This is a genomic window from Flavobacterium sp., assembly GCF_024710485.1.
Classification (GTDB): Bacteria; Bacteroidota; Bacteroidia; order Flavobacteriales; family Flavobacteriaceae; genus Flavobacterium.
Window position 1 is genome coordinate 141,252 of sequence record NZ_JANJUQ010000032.1, and the last position, 16,773, is coordinate 158,024.

General features: G+C 39.0%; 16 protein-coding genes. 7 read left to right on the top strand and 9 right to left on the bottom strand.

Going from position 1 to position 16,773, the window contains the following annotated elements:
• Positions 1 to 66: 66 nt before the first annotated feature.
• The 5 genes from Q0M21_RS08645 to Q0M21_RS08665 form a co-directional block, all read right to left on the bottom strand.
• Positions 67 to 3,657: a T9SS type A sorting domain-containing protein gene (locus Q0M21_RS08645; protein ID WP_295337110.1), complete on the bottom strand. Its 3,591-nt coding sequence runs from the start codon at positions 3,655 to 3,657 to the stop codon at positions 67 to 69.
• 145 nt (positions 3,658 to 3,802) lie between these two features.
• The gene (yajC, locus tag Q0M21_RS08650; RefSeq protein ID WP_295337114.1) at positions 3,803 to 4,078 is read right to left on the bottom strand and encodes a preprotein translocase subunit YajC; all 276 of its coding nucleotides are present in this window, start codon (positions 4,076 to 4,078) and stop codon (positions 3,803 to 3,805) included.
• Positions 4,079 to 4,093: 15 nt separating this feature from the next.
• Positions 4,094 to 4,588 (bottom strand): DUF1573 domain-containing protein, encoded by a 495-nt coding sequence (locus tag Q0M21_RS08655; RefSeq protein WP_295337117.1) that lies wholly within the window; start codon positions 4,586 to 4,588, stop codon positions 4,094 to 4,096.
• Positions 4,589 to 4,602: 14 nt separating this feature from the next.
• Positions 4,603 to 5,508 (bottom strand): transcription antitermination factor NusB, encoded by a 906-nt coding sequence (gene nusB / locus Q0M21_RS08660; protein ID WP_295337175.1) that lies wholly within the window; start codon positions 5,506 to 5,508, stop codon positions 4,603 to 4,605.
• 114 nt (positions 5,509 to 5,622) lie between these two features.
• Positions 5,623 to 6,729: a Glu/Leu/Phe/Val dehydrogenase dimerization domain-containing protein gene (locus tag Q0M21_RS08665; RefSeq protein WP_295337120.1), complete on the bottom strand. Its 1,107-nt coding sequence runs from the start codon at positions 6,727 to 6,729 to the stop codon at positions 5,623 to 5,625.
• Between the two features lie 195 nt (positions 6,730 to 6,924).
• Here Q0M21_RS08665 and Q0M21_RS08670 point away from each other — a divergent pair, with 195 nt between their 5' ends.
• The 3 genes from Q0M21_RS08670 to Q0M21_RS08680 all read left to right on the top strand — a co-directional run bounded on the left by Q0M21_RS08670 (position 6,925) and on the right by Q0M21_RS08680 (position 9,434).
• Positions 6,925 to 8,682, top strand: a complete 1,758-nt coding sequence (locus Q0M21_RS08670) for an ABC transporter ATP-binding protein (protein WP_295337122.1) — start codon at positions 6,925 to 6,927, stop codon at positions 8,680 to 8,682.
• Positions 8,683 to 8,753: 71 nt separating this feature from the next.
• Positions 8,754 to 9,134: a PUR family DNA/RNA-binding protein gene (locus tag Q0M21_RS08675; RefSeq protein ID WP_295337125.1), complete on the top strand. Its 381-nt coding sequence runs from the start codon at positions 8,754 to 8,756 to the stop codon at positions 9,132 to 9,134.
• A 75-nt stretch (positions 9,135 to 9,209) separates the two neighbouring features.
• Positions 9,210 to 9,434, top strand: coding sequence for a hypothetical protein (locus Q0M21_RS08680; RefSeq protein ID WP_295337127.1), 225 nt, complete (start codon positions 9,210 to 9,212; stop codon positions 9,432 to 9,434).
• On the opposite strand, the gene Q0M21_RS08685 is transcribed toward Q0M21_RS08680, so the two are convergent.
• The 3 genes from Q0M21_RS08685 to Q0M21_RS08695 all read right to left on the bottom strand — a co-directional run bounded on the left by Q0M21_RS08685 (position 9,431) and on the right by Q0M21_RS08695 (position 11,130).
• The gene (locus Q0M21_RS08685; RefSeq protein WP_295337128.1) at positions 9,431 to 9,772 is read right to left on the bottom strand and encodes a tRNA-binding protein; all 342 of its coding nucleotides are present in this window, start codon (positions 9,770 to 9,772) and stop codon (positions 9,431 to 9,433) included. The genes Q0M21_RS08680 and Q0M21_RS08685 overlap by 4 nt on opposite strands.
• A gap of 44 nt (positions 9,773 to 9,816) precedes the next feature.
• Positions 9,817 to 10,104 carry a cytochrome c gene (locus Q0M21_RS08690; RefSeq protein ID WP_295337130.1) on the bottom strand — a complete coding sequence of 96 codons (288 nt, stop codon included), beginning with the start codon at positions 10,102 to 10,104 and terminating at the stop codon, positions 9,817 to 9,819.
• A 90-nt stretch (positions 10,105 to 10,194) separates the two neighbouring features.
• The gene (locus Q0M21_RS08695) at positions 10,195 to 11,130 is read right to left on the bottom strand and encodes a peptidylprolyl isomerase (protein ID WP_295337132.1); all 936 of its coding nucleotides are present in this window, start codon (positions 11,128 to 11,130) and stop codon (positions 10,195 to 10,197) included.
• A gap of 85 nt (positions 11,131 to 11,215) precedes the next feature.
• Between Q0M21_RS08695 and Q0M21_RS08700 the strand changes: the two genes are divergently transcribed.
• The 4 genes from Q0M21_RS08700 to Q0M21_RS08715 all read left to right on the top strand — a co-directional run bounded on the left by Q0M21_RS08700 (position 11,216) and on the right by Q0M21_RS08715 (position 15,930).
• Entirely contained in the window at positions 11,216 to 12,019 is an 804-nt protein-coding gene (locus Q0M21_RS08700) for a bifunctional 2-polyprenyl-6-hydroxyphenol methylase/3-demethylubiquinol 3-O-methyltransferase UbiG (protein ID WP_295337134.1), read from the top strand.
• A gap of 171 nt (positions 12,020 to 12,190) precedes the next feature.
• The gene (trmD, locus tag Q0M21_RS08705; RefSeq protein ID WP_295337136.1) at positions 12,191 to 12,871 is read left to right on the top strand and encodes a tRNA (guanosine(37)-N1)-methyltransferase TrmD; all 681 of its coding nucleotides are present in this window, start codon (positions 12,191 to 12,193) and stop codon (positions 12,869 to 12,871) included.
• Positions 12,872 to 13,120: 249 nt separating this feature from the next.
• Positions 13,121 to 13,471, top strand: coding sequence for a 50S ribosomal protein L19 (gene rplS / locus Q0M21_RS08710; RefSeq protein ID WP_290873637.1), 351 nt, complete (start codon positions 13,121 to 13,123; stop codon positions 13,469 to 13,471).
• A gap of 236 nt (positions 13,472 to 13,707) precedes the next feature.
• Positions 13,708 to 15,930, top strand: coding sequence for an NADP-dependent isocitrate dehydrogenase (locus Q0M21_RS08715; protein ID WP_295337138.1), 2,223 nt, complete (start codon positions 13,708 to 13,710; stop codon positions 15,928 to 15,930).
• A 46-nt stretch (positions 15,931 to 15,976) separates the two neighbouring features.
• On the opposite strand, the gene Q0M21_RS08720 is transcribed toward Q0M21_RS08715, so the two are convergent.
• Positions 15,977 to 16,657 carry a hypothetical protein gene (locus Q0M21_RS08720; protein WP_295337140.1) on the bottom strand — a complete coding sequence of 227 codons (681 nt, stop codon included), beginning with the start codon at positions 16,655 to 16,657 and terminating at the stop codon, positions 15,977 to 15,979.
• Positions 16,658 to 16,773 lie beyond the last annotated feature (116 nt).

The following is a 16,773-nucleotide window of genomic DNA, read 5'->3' on the forward strand; positions in this document are numbered from 1 at the left end:
GTAAGAAGTGAAAAATCCCAAATTCCGTTATGGCATTTGGGATTTTTTGTTTGAAATTTTCACAGCTTAACGCTTCATCAGCTTAAACCATTTTTCTGCATGGTCAGCTTTTAGTCGGACAAAATAAAGGCCGGATTGTCCACTTATGAAAGAAGAAACTTTGTTGACATTGTTAAACTGTTCTTCTGAAATTAACTTTCCGGTGATATCATACACTTCTACAATAGCCGATTCAAATGAGGAGTTAAGTGTTATGCTGAACTCATTCACGGTTGGATTGGGCACTATAGTCAGCTTATCGAAGGTAGTATCAGACCAATCAGTATTGCTTAAAGCGTTGAATTTTGACACACCACAACTTTCCGCAAAGCGAAGTACGGTTCCGTCTACCCCATTCAAGCCATCGATTACTTGACCAAAATCGGTATATACTTGCGATGCAGAAGATGGATATCCCATATTTTTGGCCAAATAGAAAAGATTATTAGTTCCTTTGAAAAAACCGGTAAAGCCATAAAAACTATTGATATTTCCGCCATCATTATTCAAAAACAATCGCTTTAAATTGCCTGCCTCGTCATATACTGAAACAAAATAATCAAACTTATTGATGGTTAAGCTATAACCGTTTCCGTTGGTACTGTCGAATAAAGCCGTACAATAGTCGCCGTCGTTATTGTTATTAAAAATTTGTCCGACTACGTGAATTTCATTACCGTCTTTTAACAAATTGTACCCATGTCCATAATACGTATGACCTGAACCACGGATCCATTGGCAAATCCCGTTGGTATTGACTTTGGCCACAAAATATGGTCCTTGTTGGGTTGACACCGTTGAGCCATCGGTGTTTTCAAAAACATGTGTAAAATTTAGAGTGCCAAAATAATTATAGCCCGTAGAATTGGTACCGGTAAGATAAATGGTCCCATCGCTTTCCACTATCATTTTATTGGCATAGGTTGTATCATTAGGAAAACCATTCGCATCAATAGTACGGCTTCTGAGTTTCCAGATAATTTCGCCATTAGGACTCATTTTTATCAATCCGATTTTAGAACCGTAGCTACCATCTCCCATAATGGTTTGAGAAACGGTATTGCTTCCGGCTTGGTAAACGGTTCCTTGCAAATCGAAATCCATTGTAAAATAGATATTGTTATTCGCGTCTATTCCTAAATTACTAAGTCCGATTTTATTGGCAGAATATAAATAAACCTTAGTATCCCAAATAAACGAGCCGTTAGGAGCAATCTTTACAATTACGTTAGTTGCTCTTGGGGTAACTACTTGCTGGGCTATCTCCTGAGCTAAAGCGCCGTTAAAATAGGTTTGAATAGTGATAAAATTAGTATCCAAAGACGACAGTCCTATCAAATTATTTTGGCTGTCTACTGCCATTTTTACAAAGCCGAGGTAACTGTTTTGCCAGTACCAAATCAATTCTCCTTTGGCGTTTAATTTGATTAAGTAATATCCGGGTTGATTGAGTGTCGCTGATAAATCGGTGCTTCTTCCGGTATTGTCGATAAATTTACCGCTTCCTTTGCCGGAGATATAAATATTACCTTCAGCATCAACAGCAGTAGAATAAACGCCATTATCATTGTTGTTCCCAAAAGCTGTATTGATGTTGTAAACCGTCCATTTAATCACACCGTTGCTGTCGTATTTAGACAAATAGCCTCCTTTTTTTCCGGCTAAGTTTAGTGTTACGCCGTGATTGGAATCGAAAATCTCATTGAAATACGTTCCGCAAAGTAAAAAGCCATCGGCTGTTGGTGTCATTTGGGCAATATCGGGATTATAATTCCCCGGCCAATTGGGATCATTACTGTTGTTGGTTAACAAGAAGCATTCGGCGGCGGCGGCATCCGGCTCAAAAATATAGGGTTTAGTATTGGTTACAGTATCGTGACAATCGTTATCCGACCAAGCATGTAAGGTTGTAGTTACAGCACCCGGAGCGCTAAAACTCAATTGCGGATTAGGTGAACTTGAACTTATCACTGAAGCATTCGGTGTAAATTGCCAATCAAAGTTTTGAGCATCGGTAGTGTTTTCGAAAAAGTCGACCGTTTCATTGACTTCTGCGTTGATTAAGCCTGCGTGAAAATCGGCTTTGGTTTCTTCAACCGTAATCAAAAAGTTTCCGGTAAATCGGCGACTGCAATTGGCTAAGTTGTGTTTAGCATCGATGTAGTAGTTTCCGGTCACCTCAATTAATCCGGTTGTAAATGTTAAAAGACCACCGGTACTTACACTACTCTGCCCATAATTAGTCCCGGATTGGTCTTCCATTCGCAAGGTATAAATCACATCCGGTTCTGAATCGGCTATTGTAATTTGAATGGCTTCTTGTTTGCACAAAATAGCATCGCTCAGCGTAACCGTTTTGTCTATTTGCGGCGGATTAACAATGTAAATTGTTTTGGAATCGGTTGACTGTTGACCGGCGCTGTTTTGAACCGTCAAATCAATTGTATAAGTACCTACAGCCGGAAAATTATAACTAAAGGAGTTGGTTCCGGTTTGTACTAAATTATTGTTGATGTACCAGCTGTAAGTGTTGGCACTTCCGGTAACCGCACTTAACGGAATTCCTCCCGGATAGCATCCGCCATTGGCGTTAATACGAACGTAAGGTTTGGTAGCACCACCGTTTCCATTGGTTTTTAAGATGACACCATTACTACCAAAGGCATAGAAATCGGTTGTGCCGTCTTGTTTCCAAAAATCTTTGATATCGTAATTGAGGGAAGTGACTTGCCACTCGGTCGAAACATTAGAAAAAGAACTCGTAGCATAAGATGATCGGTAAATTCCGTGACTCGTACCGATGAAAATATATCCGGAATTCAGGATAAAACCATTGGCATCCAGTGGTCCGTAGAAGTTTTGATTGTAACGGGTCGTAAAATCAGTAACCGAAGACAAATCGGTATACGAAAATGAATTGCCGCCAACACCATATACATTGGAGCTATTACTGTTGCCAAATAACACATCACGATTGATTGCTGAGTTGGTTGGTACTACATTTACAGTACCCAAAGCCCCTGCGCTGATAGAAGTTCGCATTATCTTTTGATCAGTGCCTAAGAGTATATAACTACTCGCTGAGCCCACACTTAATAAATCATCCGTCAAACCGGTGGGAATAGTAAATAGTTGTGTGGCATTGAAACGAAGTAATAAACCATCATCACCCACTGCAAAATAGGCGTTGTAACTCGAAGAAAAATCGATTTTATTCAATTTAGAATTGGTCGGTCCGACATATACTATTTCGTATGTTAGAGACGGGATGGCTATCTTCATCAAAACCGCCTTTTGTGTTGTAGTATCCTGACCGCAAGCGAAGACAAATCCGCTATTAGACGAATTGGAAGGAACAGAATAACAATGGGTAAAAGCCGTGTTCTCATATATAGCCGCGTCGGCAGTATTGTTTGTGATTTCAAATCGGGTCCAACTACCCGACCCTACACCACCGGTTGTTGTATAGTATAAACCTTCGGCTCCGCAAGCCAAGCCGTTTTCATCTAAAAAAACAGCGCCTGTAAGGTTATCATTGATTCCGGTATTGAGATTCACCCATTGGGCATTGGTAATAGTGGTAAAAAGAAAAAATAAGAAAAAGTAATAGTGTTTCATTTGTTGTATGAGTCCTTAAAAGGGTTTAGAGTGCCAAATGTAAACAATTTTACTTGAGCTGATTACTTTTAACAAAAAATCCCAGACACCTTGTGGTATTTGGGATTTTACTTTGTACTTCGTACTTTTAATTTCGTACTTTTCTTTATGCTTTTTTATTCAAAGCTTGAGTCAGTTCTAATGAAATGGCTGAACGCTCAATTTTTAGTTTGCCCGACATGGTTTCGATTACCACTGTCGTTTCGGCTAACTCAGAAATTTTGCCGTGGAATCCGCTTTTAGTGATGATTTTATCGCCGACTTTCAAGGCAGCTTCAAATTCTTTTTCTTGTTTTAATTTCTTTTGTTGTGGGCGAATCATAAAAAAATAAATCACCACAAACATTAATAAAAAGGGTAAAAAACTAGTTAATTGTTCCATAATAATTGTTGGGTTTTAGTTCTTTTGAGGAACTTCGATATTAGCATTAATAATTAAAATTTTGTTCCCTTCTTGGGTATTGCATTGTAGGGTTACTGTTTTGGCAGTTTTACCTTGTTTTCCTTTAGAATCGAAAGACACTTTAATGTTTCCGGTTTCACCCGGTTTTATGGGTGTTCTCGGATAATCAGGTATTGTACAGCCACAAGAACCTCGCGCCGCAGTGATGATTAAGTCGGCTTCTCCGGTGTTTTTGAACTTGAAATCAGTACTCGGTTTGTCGCCTTGTTGAATGGTTCCGAAATCGTGTTCTTCTTTTTCAAAGGTCATTATCGGATATTTCCCATCTGCCGGCACTTGAGCTGTTGGTGTAACTGTTTCGATGGCTTCAGGTGTTTGAGTTGAAATGGTGTCCAACAAAACTTCTTTATCGTTTGTACTTTCTTTTTTACACGCGGTTGTCAGTACCAGTAGTGCTGCAACAACCAACAAATTGAATTTTATTTTCATAGTATTATCACTGATTACATTAAACCTCTACCGGTTTTTTTGATTTTATTTTCGGCTTGGAATTCTTTGACCAAGTTATCTAAAATTCCGTTAATAAAAATACTGCTTTTCGGAGTAGAATATTCTTTGGCAATTTCTAGGTATTCATTGATGGTCACTTTGATTGGAATAGACGGAAATTTCAAAAATTCGCAAATAGCCATTTTTAAAATGATGGTATCAATTTCGGCGATACGTTCGGCATCCCAATTGGGCGTTTTATCAATGTATTCTTTGGCCAATGCTACCTCGTTGAGTACCGTTTTGCGGAACAAATTACCAACAAATTCGCGGTCTTCTTCATCTTTGTACAACTTCACCACTTTGAAATCGTCTTTCAACGATATTTGTTTGAGTTGCTTTTGGATTTGGGTATTCACCAACGGAATATCGTCAATCCAAGTCAGTTTATGATCTTCGAGATAGTCGTATAACTTTTCGTTTGGCGCAATCAACTCGGTGAACATGTCTACTACAAACTGTTTGTCTTCTTCAAACGTATTGGTGCGATTGCTCATGTATTTGGCATACAAATCACTTTGTTTGATTTCGTTTAAAAGTAACAAGATGTAATCATCGTTGAGCGACCAGTTGTTGATTTTTCTGCTTTCAAGGGCAATGCTTAATGAACTGTTTTCTTCTAACAGCAGTAAAACGGCATTGTTGACGAACTTAAGGTTTGGATTTTTTTCTTCCGGTGTGGCTAAGTGTTTCTTGGCAGAAGTTTCTAAGAAAATAACTTCTTTTTTGCGAATTTCCGTTAGGGAAGACAACATGATCAAATACAAATCCTGAATATTATCAATACTTTGGATTAGGAATTTCTCCTCTTTTTCTAACTCTTCAGCATTTTTTTGGTGCATCGCATAAATGGATTGCATCACTTTTACTCGAATATGTCTTCTGTTTAACACGGATAAGAACTTTTAAAAATTAACAAAGCGAAAGAAGATCTTTCGCTTTGCAAAAATAGGAATATTTTAAAATTTTACTACTTATTTAGCAGCGTTTTCTTTTTTTCTTTGGTCGATTCTGTTTTGCGCAATTTGCATAGCTGCTTGTTGCGTAGGTATGTTGTTCGCCTCAGCAAAGTTGAAAATCTCTAAAGTAGTATTATAGATATTCTCGGTCATTTTCATGGCTTGGTCTTTACCGTATTTTACGATTTCACCGTAAACATTGATAATTCCACCGGCATTGATTAAGAAATCCGGCGCATAAGCAATGCCTCTTTCTCTTAAAATTTGTCCGTGAACCGCCTCTACTGCCAACTGGTTGTTAGCCGCTCCTGCAATTACTTTAGCTTTGATTTTGTTAACCGTTTCATCGTTAATAGTAGCTCCTAAAGCACAAGGCGAATAAATATCAACATCAGCAGCGTACAAATCGGCTCCCGTGAAGATTTTAGCGCCGTATTTAGACACCATATTTTCCATTTTATCTTGGTGGATATCGGATACAAACACCTCAGCTCCTTCTTTTCTCAAGTAGCTGATTAACGTTTCTCCAACGTGACCTGTTCCTTGTACCAATACTTTTTTGCCTTCTAAGTTATCGGAACCGAATTGGTATTTAGCGGCTGCTTTCATTCCCATGTAAACACCATAAGCCGTTACAGGAGAAGGATTGCCTGAACCACCAATAGCTTCTGAAATACCGGTAACATGTTTGGTTACTTTGTGAATTCTGTCCATGTCTTCGGTTGTTGTTCCCACGTCTTCTGCTGTGATGTACTTACCGCTCAAAGAGTTCACAAACTCCCCGAAACGGGTAATCAATTCCGGTGTTTTATCGGCTTTAGCATCGCCAATAATTACAGCCTTTCCTCCACCTAAGTTCAAACCGGTGATGGCAGATTTGTAGGTCATACCACGAGAAAGTCTCAAAACATCATTTAAAGCTTCCCATTCGTTAGCGTATTTCCACATTCTAGTTCCTCCAAGTGCCGGCCCCATAACTGTATTATGAATACCAATAATTGCTTTTAAACCTGTATCTTTGTCGTGACAAAAAACAATTTGTTCATGATTGTCAAAAGAAAGTTGACCGAAAACTGGGTCCATTTTTTTGAGTTCAACCGGTGTGGTGATTTCTGATGTCATATTGTAGTTGTATTAATTTGTGACTTTTTAAAAAAGTCGGTACAAAAATAAAATATTATTCAACAAATTGCCTCAATAAGAGTAATAATTAGTAATTTGTTAATAAATTCAGTTTAAAGCAAGAATACAATAATTTATTTATTCGCAATATTTTAACAAAATTTACCCCAAACAATCCATTTCTTGAAATTTAAGATGAAAGAACTTCAGTATTTAAACAAATATTTTATCAAATATAAATTCCATTTTTTATTAGGAATTTTAATCACTATTGTAGCGCAAATTTTCTCTTTGTTTACCCCCAAATTGGTTAGCCAATCCTTTGCCGCCATCGAAAGTTTTCACGCTAATAACATGAGCAGCGCAATGATTAAAGCGGAGCTGATTGAAAACATTCTTTGGATTATAGGCACTACCCTGATTGCCGGCATTTTGACTTTTTTGATGCGACAAACCCTTATTGTGATGTCGCGTCACGTAGAATTTGATTTGAAAAATGAAGTCTTCCAACACTACGAAGTTTTAGATCAAAATTTCTACAAACAAAATCGCACCGGCGACTTGATGAACCGCATCAGCGAGGATGTGGCCAAAGTACGCATGTATGTCGGACCTGCCGTAATGTATACCATTAACACTTTTATTCGTTTTACGGTGGTGATTATTTACATGTACAACGTATCGCCGTTGTTGACTTTATACACCATTTTACCGTTGCCGATTTTGTCGTTTATCATTTTTCGTTTGAGTTCAGAAATCAACAAACGCAGTACTACTTTCCAACAATACTTATCGAAGATTTCGAGTTTTACTCAGGAAATTTTCTCCGGAATTCGCGTGGTTAAAGCGTATGCTTTGGAAAAACAATACCAAGAAGAAATCGTCGATTTAGCCAAAGAAAGCAAAACCAAGAGTATGAGTTTGGCTCGCGTACAATCATTATTCGGACCACTGATGATTGCCCTGATTGGCGTTAGTAATTTGGTGGTGATTTATTTTGGTGGTTTGATGTACATTGAAGGCGACATCAAAAGTATTGGTACCATCGCTGAGTTTATTCTTTATGTGAACATGCTAACTTGGCCGGTGGCTTCCATCGGTTGGGTTTCGTCCTTGGTTCAGGAAGCCGAAGCGTCGCAAAAACGCATCAACGAATTTTTAAAAGTGAGTCCGGAGATTAAAAACAAAGCGAAAGAAAACACCCGAATTGAAGGCGAAATCGAATTCAGAAACGTCAGCTACACCTACGAAGACACGGATATTACTGCTTTGAAAAACATTTCATTTAAAGTCAAAAAAGGAGAAACACTCGCCATATTAGGACAAACGGGCTCCGGAAAATCAAGTATTCTTTCGCTGATAACGCGCTTGTATGACATTAAAGAAGGTGAAATCAACATAGACGGTAAAGCCATTGACCAAGTAAATTTATACGACCTACGCAACAGCATTGGTATCGTTCCGCAAGATGCTTTTTTATTTTCGGATACGATAAAAAACAACATCAAATTCGGCAAAGAAGACGCCACCGATGAAGAAGTAATGGAAGCAGCCAAAAAAGCGGTGGTTCACAACAACATTATGCACTTTAACCTGCAATACGAAACCATGTTAGGCGAGCGCGGCATAACCCTTTCGGGCGGACAAAAACAACGCGTTTCGATTGCCAGAGCGATTATCAAAAACCCGCCTATACTATTGTTTGACGACTGTTTGTCGGCGGTTGACACGGAAACTGAAGAACAAATCCTGAACAACTTACTCCAGATATCAAAAGACAAAACTACGATAATTGTCAGCCATCGTGTTTCCTCGGCCAAAAACGCCGACAAGATCATTATACTCGAAGAAGGACAAATCATTCAAGAAGGTTCTCATAATCAATTGATAAACCAACCGGGCTATTATGCCGACTTGTATATGAAACAACTTTCGGAAAAAGAATTAAATTAAATTGTTGTTTCGTAACAAAAATTTTACCATTTTTGAACTGTACAGAAACCTTTTTAATTGACTGAAAGAATATGAGAGAAAATGATATGTTAGAAAAAGATGAGATTTTTTCTAAAGTGTTAAGAGCCGGAAGAAGAACGTATTTCTTCGATGTGAGAGCTACCAAAGCAGACGATTACTACATTACCATTACCGAGAGCAAAAAGTTTACTGAAGAAGACGGATCATTCCACTTCAAAAAACATAAAATTTATTTGTACAAAGAAGACTTTGCGGCTTTCACTGATATCTTAGGCGAAATGACCGCTTATGTGTTGAACCACAAAGGCGAAGAAGTGATTTCGGAAAGACATCAAAAAGATTTCAAAAAAGAATACCATCATGACCATACCGAATCGGTGAATTCAACTTCTGAAAAGAGCTTCACTGATATTGATTTTGATGACATTTAACAATCAAAACTACTTTAGTTGAAACCTTAAAAGTCCAAAGCGTATTGTTTTGGACTTTTTTTAAAAATATACATTATGCTAAAATTGATACAAAAATTTCACGACTTTGTTAACCGATATGGCATCCTGTTTCACAGCTTCTGTTTGGTTTTTTGGTTGTGGATATTGGATATGAACATCAACAATCCGGAGCGTGATCAAATGCCTTTGAAAATTTCCTACTACTTTACGATTGTTTTTATTGTGCTTTCTATCTTCAATCTGATTATGAGTGTCAGAAGAAAAATTAAAAGTAATTAGCCAATTCTAAGACCGTTTTCGACTTTCAAATCGGACGTCAGCAATACTATATCATTATCTATCCCTACCGAACCCAATACTAAACATTCGCTCATAAAATTCCCGATTTGCTTTTTGGGAAAATTCACCACCGCGACAATTTGTTTGCCCAATAAATCTTCTTTGGTGTAGCGCTTGGTAATTTGGGCCGATGACTTTCTCTGCCCTATTTCGGCACCAAAATCAATGTGCAATTGATAAGCCGGTTTCCGAGCCTCGGGAAAATCATTGACTTCCACTATGGTTCCGATCCGCATTTCCACTTTTTCAAATTCGCTCCAGGTTAAATGGTTTTCCATCTTGTTTTAAGCTAAAAAAAACACCCTTACGGAGTGCTTATTGGTTAATTCATAGTCAAGTAATTGTATATTTTTAAGCCTTGTGCATCATCTAAACGGGCCTTTTTCTGCATTCGCAACACTATAGGCTTCCATTGCTCGGCCGAGTAATCTTTGGCATCATATAGTTTGTGACAACGACCGCAACTGTTTTCGAAAAGCGATTTTCCCTCAGCCAATTCCGGCGACAATACCTTTTCTTTAGGAACTTCTGCCGTAGGAATATTAGATTTTGAGGAGCAGGAATATAGCACTAGGGCTACAACCGACAAGGCAAGTACTTTGTATTTCATGTTTTACTATTAATTGGTTAAAGTAAATGTACTAAAAAATCCCAACCGTTACCGATTGGGATTTGCTATTAATCAAAACTTAAGTTTGATTTATCCTTTAACGTCCATTAATTCTACATCAAAGATTAAAGTCGCATCCGGCGGAATTACACCTCCGGCACCGCGTGAACCGTATCCTAAATACGACGGAATAACGAAACGCGCTTTATCGCCAACTTGTAACAAAGCAATCCCTTCGTCCCAACCTTCAATCACATGGCCTTTGCCTAAAGGAAATTCGATTGGTTTTTTACGCGGATAAGACGAGTCAAATGTTTTGCCGTTTTCCAACTGACCAGTGTAGTGAACTGAAACCGTTTTCCCGGCTTCGGCTTTTTTACCATTGCCTTTTTGAATGATTTTATAACGCAAACCGCTTTCTGTTTTCTCAAAACCGGCGGCTAATTTTTCCATAGCAGCTTCAGCGGCTTTTTTGGCTTCTTCGATTCTTTTTTGACGAGAACCTTCAAAAGTTCGGAACGCTTCAATAGCATTCCATGCTTGGGCTTCGTCTCCTACTCTAACGATTTCTAGACTCTCGATGATATCACCTTGTGTAATCTCGTTTACAATATCTTGTCCCTCTACTACATGTCCGAATACTGTATGCTTATCATCCAACCAAGTGGTTGGTACATGCGTGATGAAAAACTGTGAACCGTTGGTACCCGGTCCCGCATTAGCCATAGATAAAACGCCCGGTTTGTCGTGACGCAAATCTACGTGAAACTCATCATCGAAGTTGTACCCCGGACCACCGGTTCCGATACCTTGCGGACAACCGCCTTGTATCATAAAATCGGGGATCACGCGGTGGAATTTCAATCCGTCGTAATACGGTTTGCCCATTGGTTTGGCAGCGTTTTCCAATTGTCCTTCGGCTAAGCCCACAAAATTCCCTACAGTTCCCGGTGTTAAATCGTGTGTTAATTTTACTAAAATCGAACCTTTTGTGGTGTTGAATTTAGCGTATATTCCGTTTTCCATGGTTTGAATTGTTAAAATGAAGTGCAAAGTTACTACAATATCTTGTAAATTTGGTAAGGATGTAAAAACTTAAGATAGCGTAATAATGAAAAACAACACACAGGATTACTTAGCAATTAACAAAGCCACTTGGAACGACAAAGTTGATGTTCACATGGCTTCCTCCTTTTACGATATGGAAGCTTTTTTACAAGGAAAATCAACTTTAAACGACATTGAATTGGCGTTATTGGGCGATGTCTCCGGTAAAAAAATATTGCATTTGCAGTGCCATTTCGGGCAAGACAGTCTGTCCTTAGCGCGCATGGGTGCGCAAGTTACCGGAGTTGACTTATCGGATAAAGCCATAGAAAGAGCACGAGAATTAGCCGAAAAACTCAACCTAGAAGCTACTTTTGTTTGTTGCGATATTTATGAGGCTCCCCATCTAATCGATGAACAATTTGATATCGTTTTTACCAGCTACGGTACGATTGGCTGGTTGCCCGATTTGGAAAGATGGGCTGCTGTTGTGGCTCATTTTTTAAAGCCGAACGGACAATTGATTATGGCCGATTTTCATCCGGTAGTTTGGATGTACGACAATGATTTTACAACGGTATTTTACGATTATTTCAATGTAGCCCAAATAGTAGAAGCGGAAACCGGAACCTACGCCGACCGAGAAGCACCGATAGCAAACCAAACGATTACATGGAACCATCCGATAAGCGAAATACTGAACGCCTTGATTAATTCGGGTCTCGAAATCAAACGCTTTAACGAATATGATTATTCGCCTTATGATTGTTTCAACCAAACAGAAGAATTCGAAAAAGGAAAATATCGAATTCAAGCTTTTGGCAACAAAATTCCGATGGTTTATGCGATTTTGGCCATTAAAAAGTAAGTTCCTATGGTAAGCAGATACCCTAGCCCCGATGGGAGCGGCATCCTTTTTTTTAAAAGAAAAGCCTCTCGACTGCGCTCGAGGAGACAAAAAAAAGATAGAGCGGACAGCGGGAAACAGCTTCTCACTTCGACAAGCTTAGTGTGACACTCTATTTTATATCTTTGCACCATGAGAATCGACATTATTACCATACTACCCGACTTGCTGCGAAGCCCATTTGAAGCTTCGATTATGAAACGTGCTATTGAAAAAGGATTGGTGGAAGTGCATTTTCACAATTTGAGAGATTACACCACCAATAAGCAAAAAAGTGTTGATGATTACCAATTTGGCGGTGGTGCCGGCATGGTAATGATGATCCAACCCATAGACGATTGCATTACCCATTTGAAAAGCCAACGCCACTACGACGAAGTGATTTACATGACGCCTGACGGGGAAACTTTGAACCAAAAAATGGCCAATACGATGTCGATGTACGAGAATATTATCATCCTTTGCGGTCACTACAAAGGCGTAGATCAAAGAGTGCGCGATCATTTTATTACCAAAGAAATCTCGATAGGCGATTATGTCCTTTCCGGTGGTGAAATCGGCGCCATAGTCTTGTGCGATGCCTTAATCCGCTTGATTCCGGGTGTTTTAAGCGATGAGACTTCGGCGTTGACCGACAGTTTTCAGGACAATTTACTCTCCGGTCCGATATATACGCGTCCGGCAGATTACAAAGGATGGAAAGTACCTGAAGTACTCACCAGCGGTCATTTTGCCAAAATAGAACAATGGCGGGAAGATATGGCGTACGAGCACACTAAAAATCGTCGCCCGGATTTACTGGAAGAATCGTAAAAATTACGAATTATGAATTATGAATTACGAGTTTAGCAGTAGCTTTTTATACAACTTATTGATTTACAAATTTATAAGGCGATAAAAAATTCATAATTCATAATTCACAATTGCTTCGCCAGTCCCAAAACAAATTTCAATTTGTTTTGCTCGAGTCACAATTCTTTTTTATATTTGCACCCACATTTGACCAACCTCTGGCGAGAACCGTGAATGTTGCTCAGATTTTAAACCATAATACTAATAAAAATGGCAAATTTAGTAGATTTCGTTAACAACGAATTGTCGACAAAAAAAGATTTCCCTGAATTCGGTGCCGGTGATACTATCACGGTATACTACGAAATTAAAGAGGGTGAAAAAACAAGAACTCAGTTTTTCAAAGGAGTAGTTATCCAAAGAAAAGGAGCCGGATTGACTGAAACATTCACCATCCGTAAAATGTCAGGTGCTGTAGGTGTAGAGCGTATCTTCCCTGTAAACATGCCGGCCTTACAAAAAATTGAAGTTAACCAAAGAGGTAAAGTTAGAAGAGCTCGTATCTACTACTTTAGAGAACTTACCGGTAAAAAAGCAAAAATCAAAGAAAGAAGAAGATAATTTTTCGCTTTGTGCTCATAAAAAAAGTCTCGATTTTATCGGGACTTTTTTTATTCCCGAAAATTTAAACGCCTTATTTTGACAATTCTCCATTTTTTTACCCTTAAACTGTCAATTTGATAATTCAAACGATTTCGTAAAAGGTTCGCCTTGATTTCTTTATATTTGCATGCTTCAAAATGAGGGCTTTGTTGCAACACAATACAAACAAACCACACGAATAAAACCTTTACAAAATGACACAAAAATCGAAAATCCACTACACTTTAACGGATGAGGCGCCGATGTTGGCTACCCATTCGTTTTTACCTATAGTACAAGCCTTTACCGCTCCGGCCGATATTGCTATCGAGTTAAGAGATATTTCCCTTGCCGGTAGAATTTTAGCCAACTTTCCCAACTATTTAAAAGAAGACCAAAAAGTTAACGATGCTTTAGCCGAATTAGGCCAATTGGCCACTACGCCTGAAGCCAACATTATAAAATTACCTAATATTTCTGCTTCTATTCCTCAGTTAACCGATGCCATAGCCGAATTGCAAGCGCATGGTTATGCGGTACCAAACTATCCGGACAATCCGCAAACTGATGAAGAAAAAACCATCAAAGCTACGTATGCTAAAGTATTAGGTTCGGCTGTAAATCCGGTACTACGCGAAGGAAACTCCGACCGTAGAGCACCGAAAGCCGTTAAAAATTACGCCAAAGCCAATCCGCACTCTATGGGTGCATGGTCTAAAGATTCTAAAACCAAAGTCGCCTTCATGAACGAAGGTGATTTTTACGGAACCGAAAAATCGGTTACCGTAGCCAACGCATCACAATTCAAAATTGAATTCGTAGGTCAAGACGGTACTGTTAAAGAATTAAAAGGGTTATCCAACTTAAAAGCCGGAGAAGTAATTGATTCGTCGGTGATGAATTTAAAAGCCCTGAAAGCTTTCGTTTCTCAAACTATTGAAGAAGCTAAAGCTGCCGGCGTTTTATTGTCGGCTCATTTAAAAGCTACGATGATGAAAGTGTCCGACCCGATTATTTTCGGGGCGATAGTAGAAGTATACTTTAAAGATGTTTTTACTAAATATGCCGAAACGTTGCAAGCCTTAGGATACAAAGCCAATAATGGTTTAGGCGATTTGTACCTTAAAATTGCCGGTCATGCACAAGAAGCCGAAATCAAAGCTGCTATTGAAGCCGCTATTGAAAACGGTCCGGCTTTAGCTATGGTAAACTCTGAAAAAGGAATTACCAACTTACACGTACCATCAGATGTTATTGTTGATGCTTCGATGCCGGCCATGATTCGTACTTCAGGACAAATGTGGAACGCAGCCGGCAAGGGACAAGATACTTTTGCTTTGATTCCGGATCGTTGTTATGCCGGAGTGTATGTAGCTACCATAGAAGATTGCAAAATCAACGGTGCTTTCGACCCAACCACTATGGGATCAGTACCCAATGTAGGTTTGATGGCGCAAAAAGCCGAAGAATACGGTTCACACGATAAAACGTTCCAAGCCGAAGCTAACGGAGTAATTCGAGTTACGGATGCCGAAGGTACTATTTTGATGGAACAAGCTGTGGAGGCCGGTGACATATTCAGAATGTGTCAAACCAAAGACGCCCCAATTCAAGACTGGGTAAAATTAGCTGTAAACAGAGCGCGATTGTCAGCCACTCCGGCCATTTTTTGGTTGGATGAAAACCGTGCACACGACCGAGAAATCATCAAAAAAGTAAATCAGTATTTAAAAGATTACGACACTAACGGATTGGATATTCGCATTATGAATCCGATTGAAGCAACTCAATTTACTTTAGATAGAATTCGCCAAGGTTTAGATACCATTTCGGTAACCGGAAACGTGTTGCGCGACTATTTAACCGATTTGTTCCCGATTTTAGAAGTGGGTACTTCGGCCAAAATGCTTTCTATTGTTCCGTTAATGAATGGCGGCGGCTTGTTCGAAACCGGAGCCGGTGGTTCAGCGCCAAAACACATTGAGCAATTTATAGAAGAAGGCTATTTGCGTTGGGATTCTTTAGGCGAATTTTTAGCGTTGGGTGCTTCTTTAGAGCATTTGGCGCAAACCCAAGACAATCCGAAAGCGATGGTTTTAGCCGAAGCCCTGGACGTGGCTACAGAGAAATTCTTAGCCAACGATAAATCTCCGGCACGTAAAGTAGGCCAAATAGACAACAGAGGTTCTCATTTTTACTTGGCGATGTATTGGGCTGAAGCTTTAGCGGCTCAAACCAAAGATGCAGCACTAAGTGCTAAATTCGCCGAAATTGCCACCGGGCTCAAGGCTAACGAAGCTACTATTAATGAAGAATTGATTGGTGCACAAGGCAAACCGCAAGATATTGGCGGGTACTACCAACCGGTAAAAGCTTTAACCGACAAAGCCATGAGACCGAGTCAGACTTTTAACACTATCCTTTCTAAATTAGCGTAAGTGGTGTTTCCTCAATAAAAAAAGCGTCTCGATGGAGACGCTTTTTTTATTTTTGTTCTTCTAAGTTACCGTCGTTTTTTAGGATAATGAGTTTGGCTTTTACTCCTGTGGTTAAATTCCATTTATTTGTGGTAATCATCCCTTTCTTCTGATCGAAAATCACAAATTGAGCGGTGTTGGGTCCGGATGCTCCTTGGTTCATTGCTTCAATTTCTATTTTATTAATTCCTTCGTTCAAATCAAGGAAAATCTCTTTGAAATCTACATCCAGCAATATACCATCGACCACCACCTTATCATTGAGCCAAATACGCACCACATCACCGTCCGGTGCTTCGTGATCTCTACAAGCAATGCTTATAATTTTAGTTCCCGTTTTGAACTGTCCCAGGAAACTGTCACTTTTATACCGCTCCAAAATTTCACCATCACTGCTCTTTTTATTCATTTTTTCGGTGTAATGCTTAGCCGGATTTTCAAATTGTTCCTGCTGCATAATACTCTTCTCCGGTTCAATTTTTCTGTTCAATAAAGAAACACTTTCCAATAACTTATCTTTTTTATCAAAAATACTCGGATAAGTTATTAACTTTGAAGAAGTTGGCGCCACCTGACCTTTTGGATTGGAAACCGGGGCAATTTTTAATGTTTTTTTAGGCAACTCAAATTGAGAGTAGCCTTTTCCAAACGCCAAAAACAACACTATAAGAGAAAGCACAGCCTTCATAACACATTTTTTTTCAAAGATAAATGTATTTATTTAAATCAAAACCACCATTTTTAATTAACCTAAGATTAACAAATGATTAGTAGCAAGTAGTTCATTTTATTAAGAATTTTGCA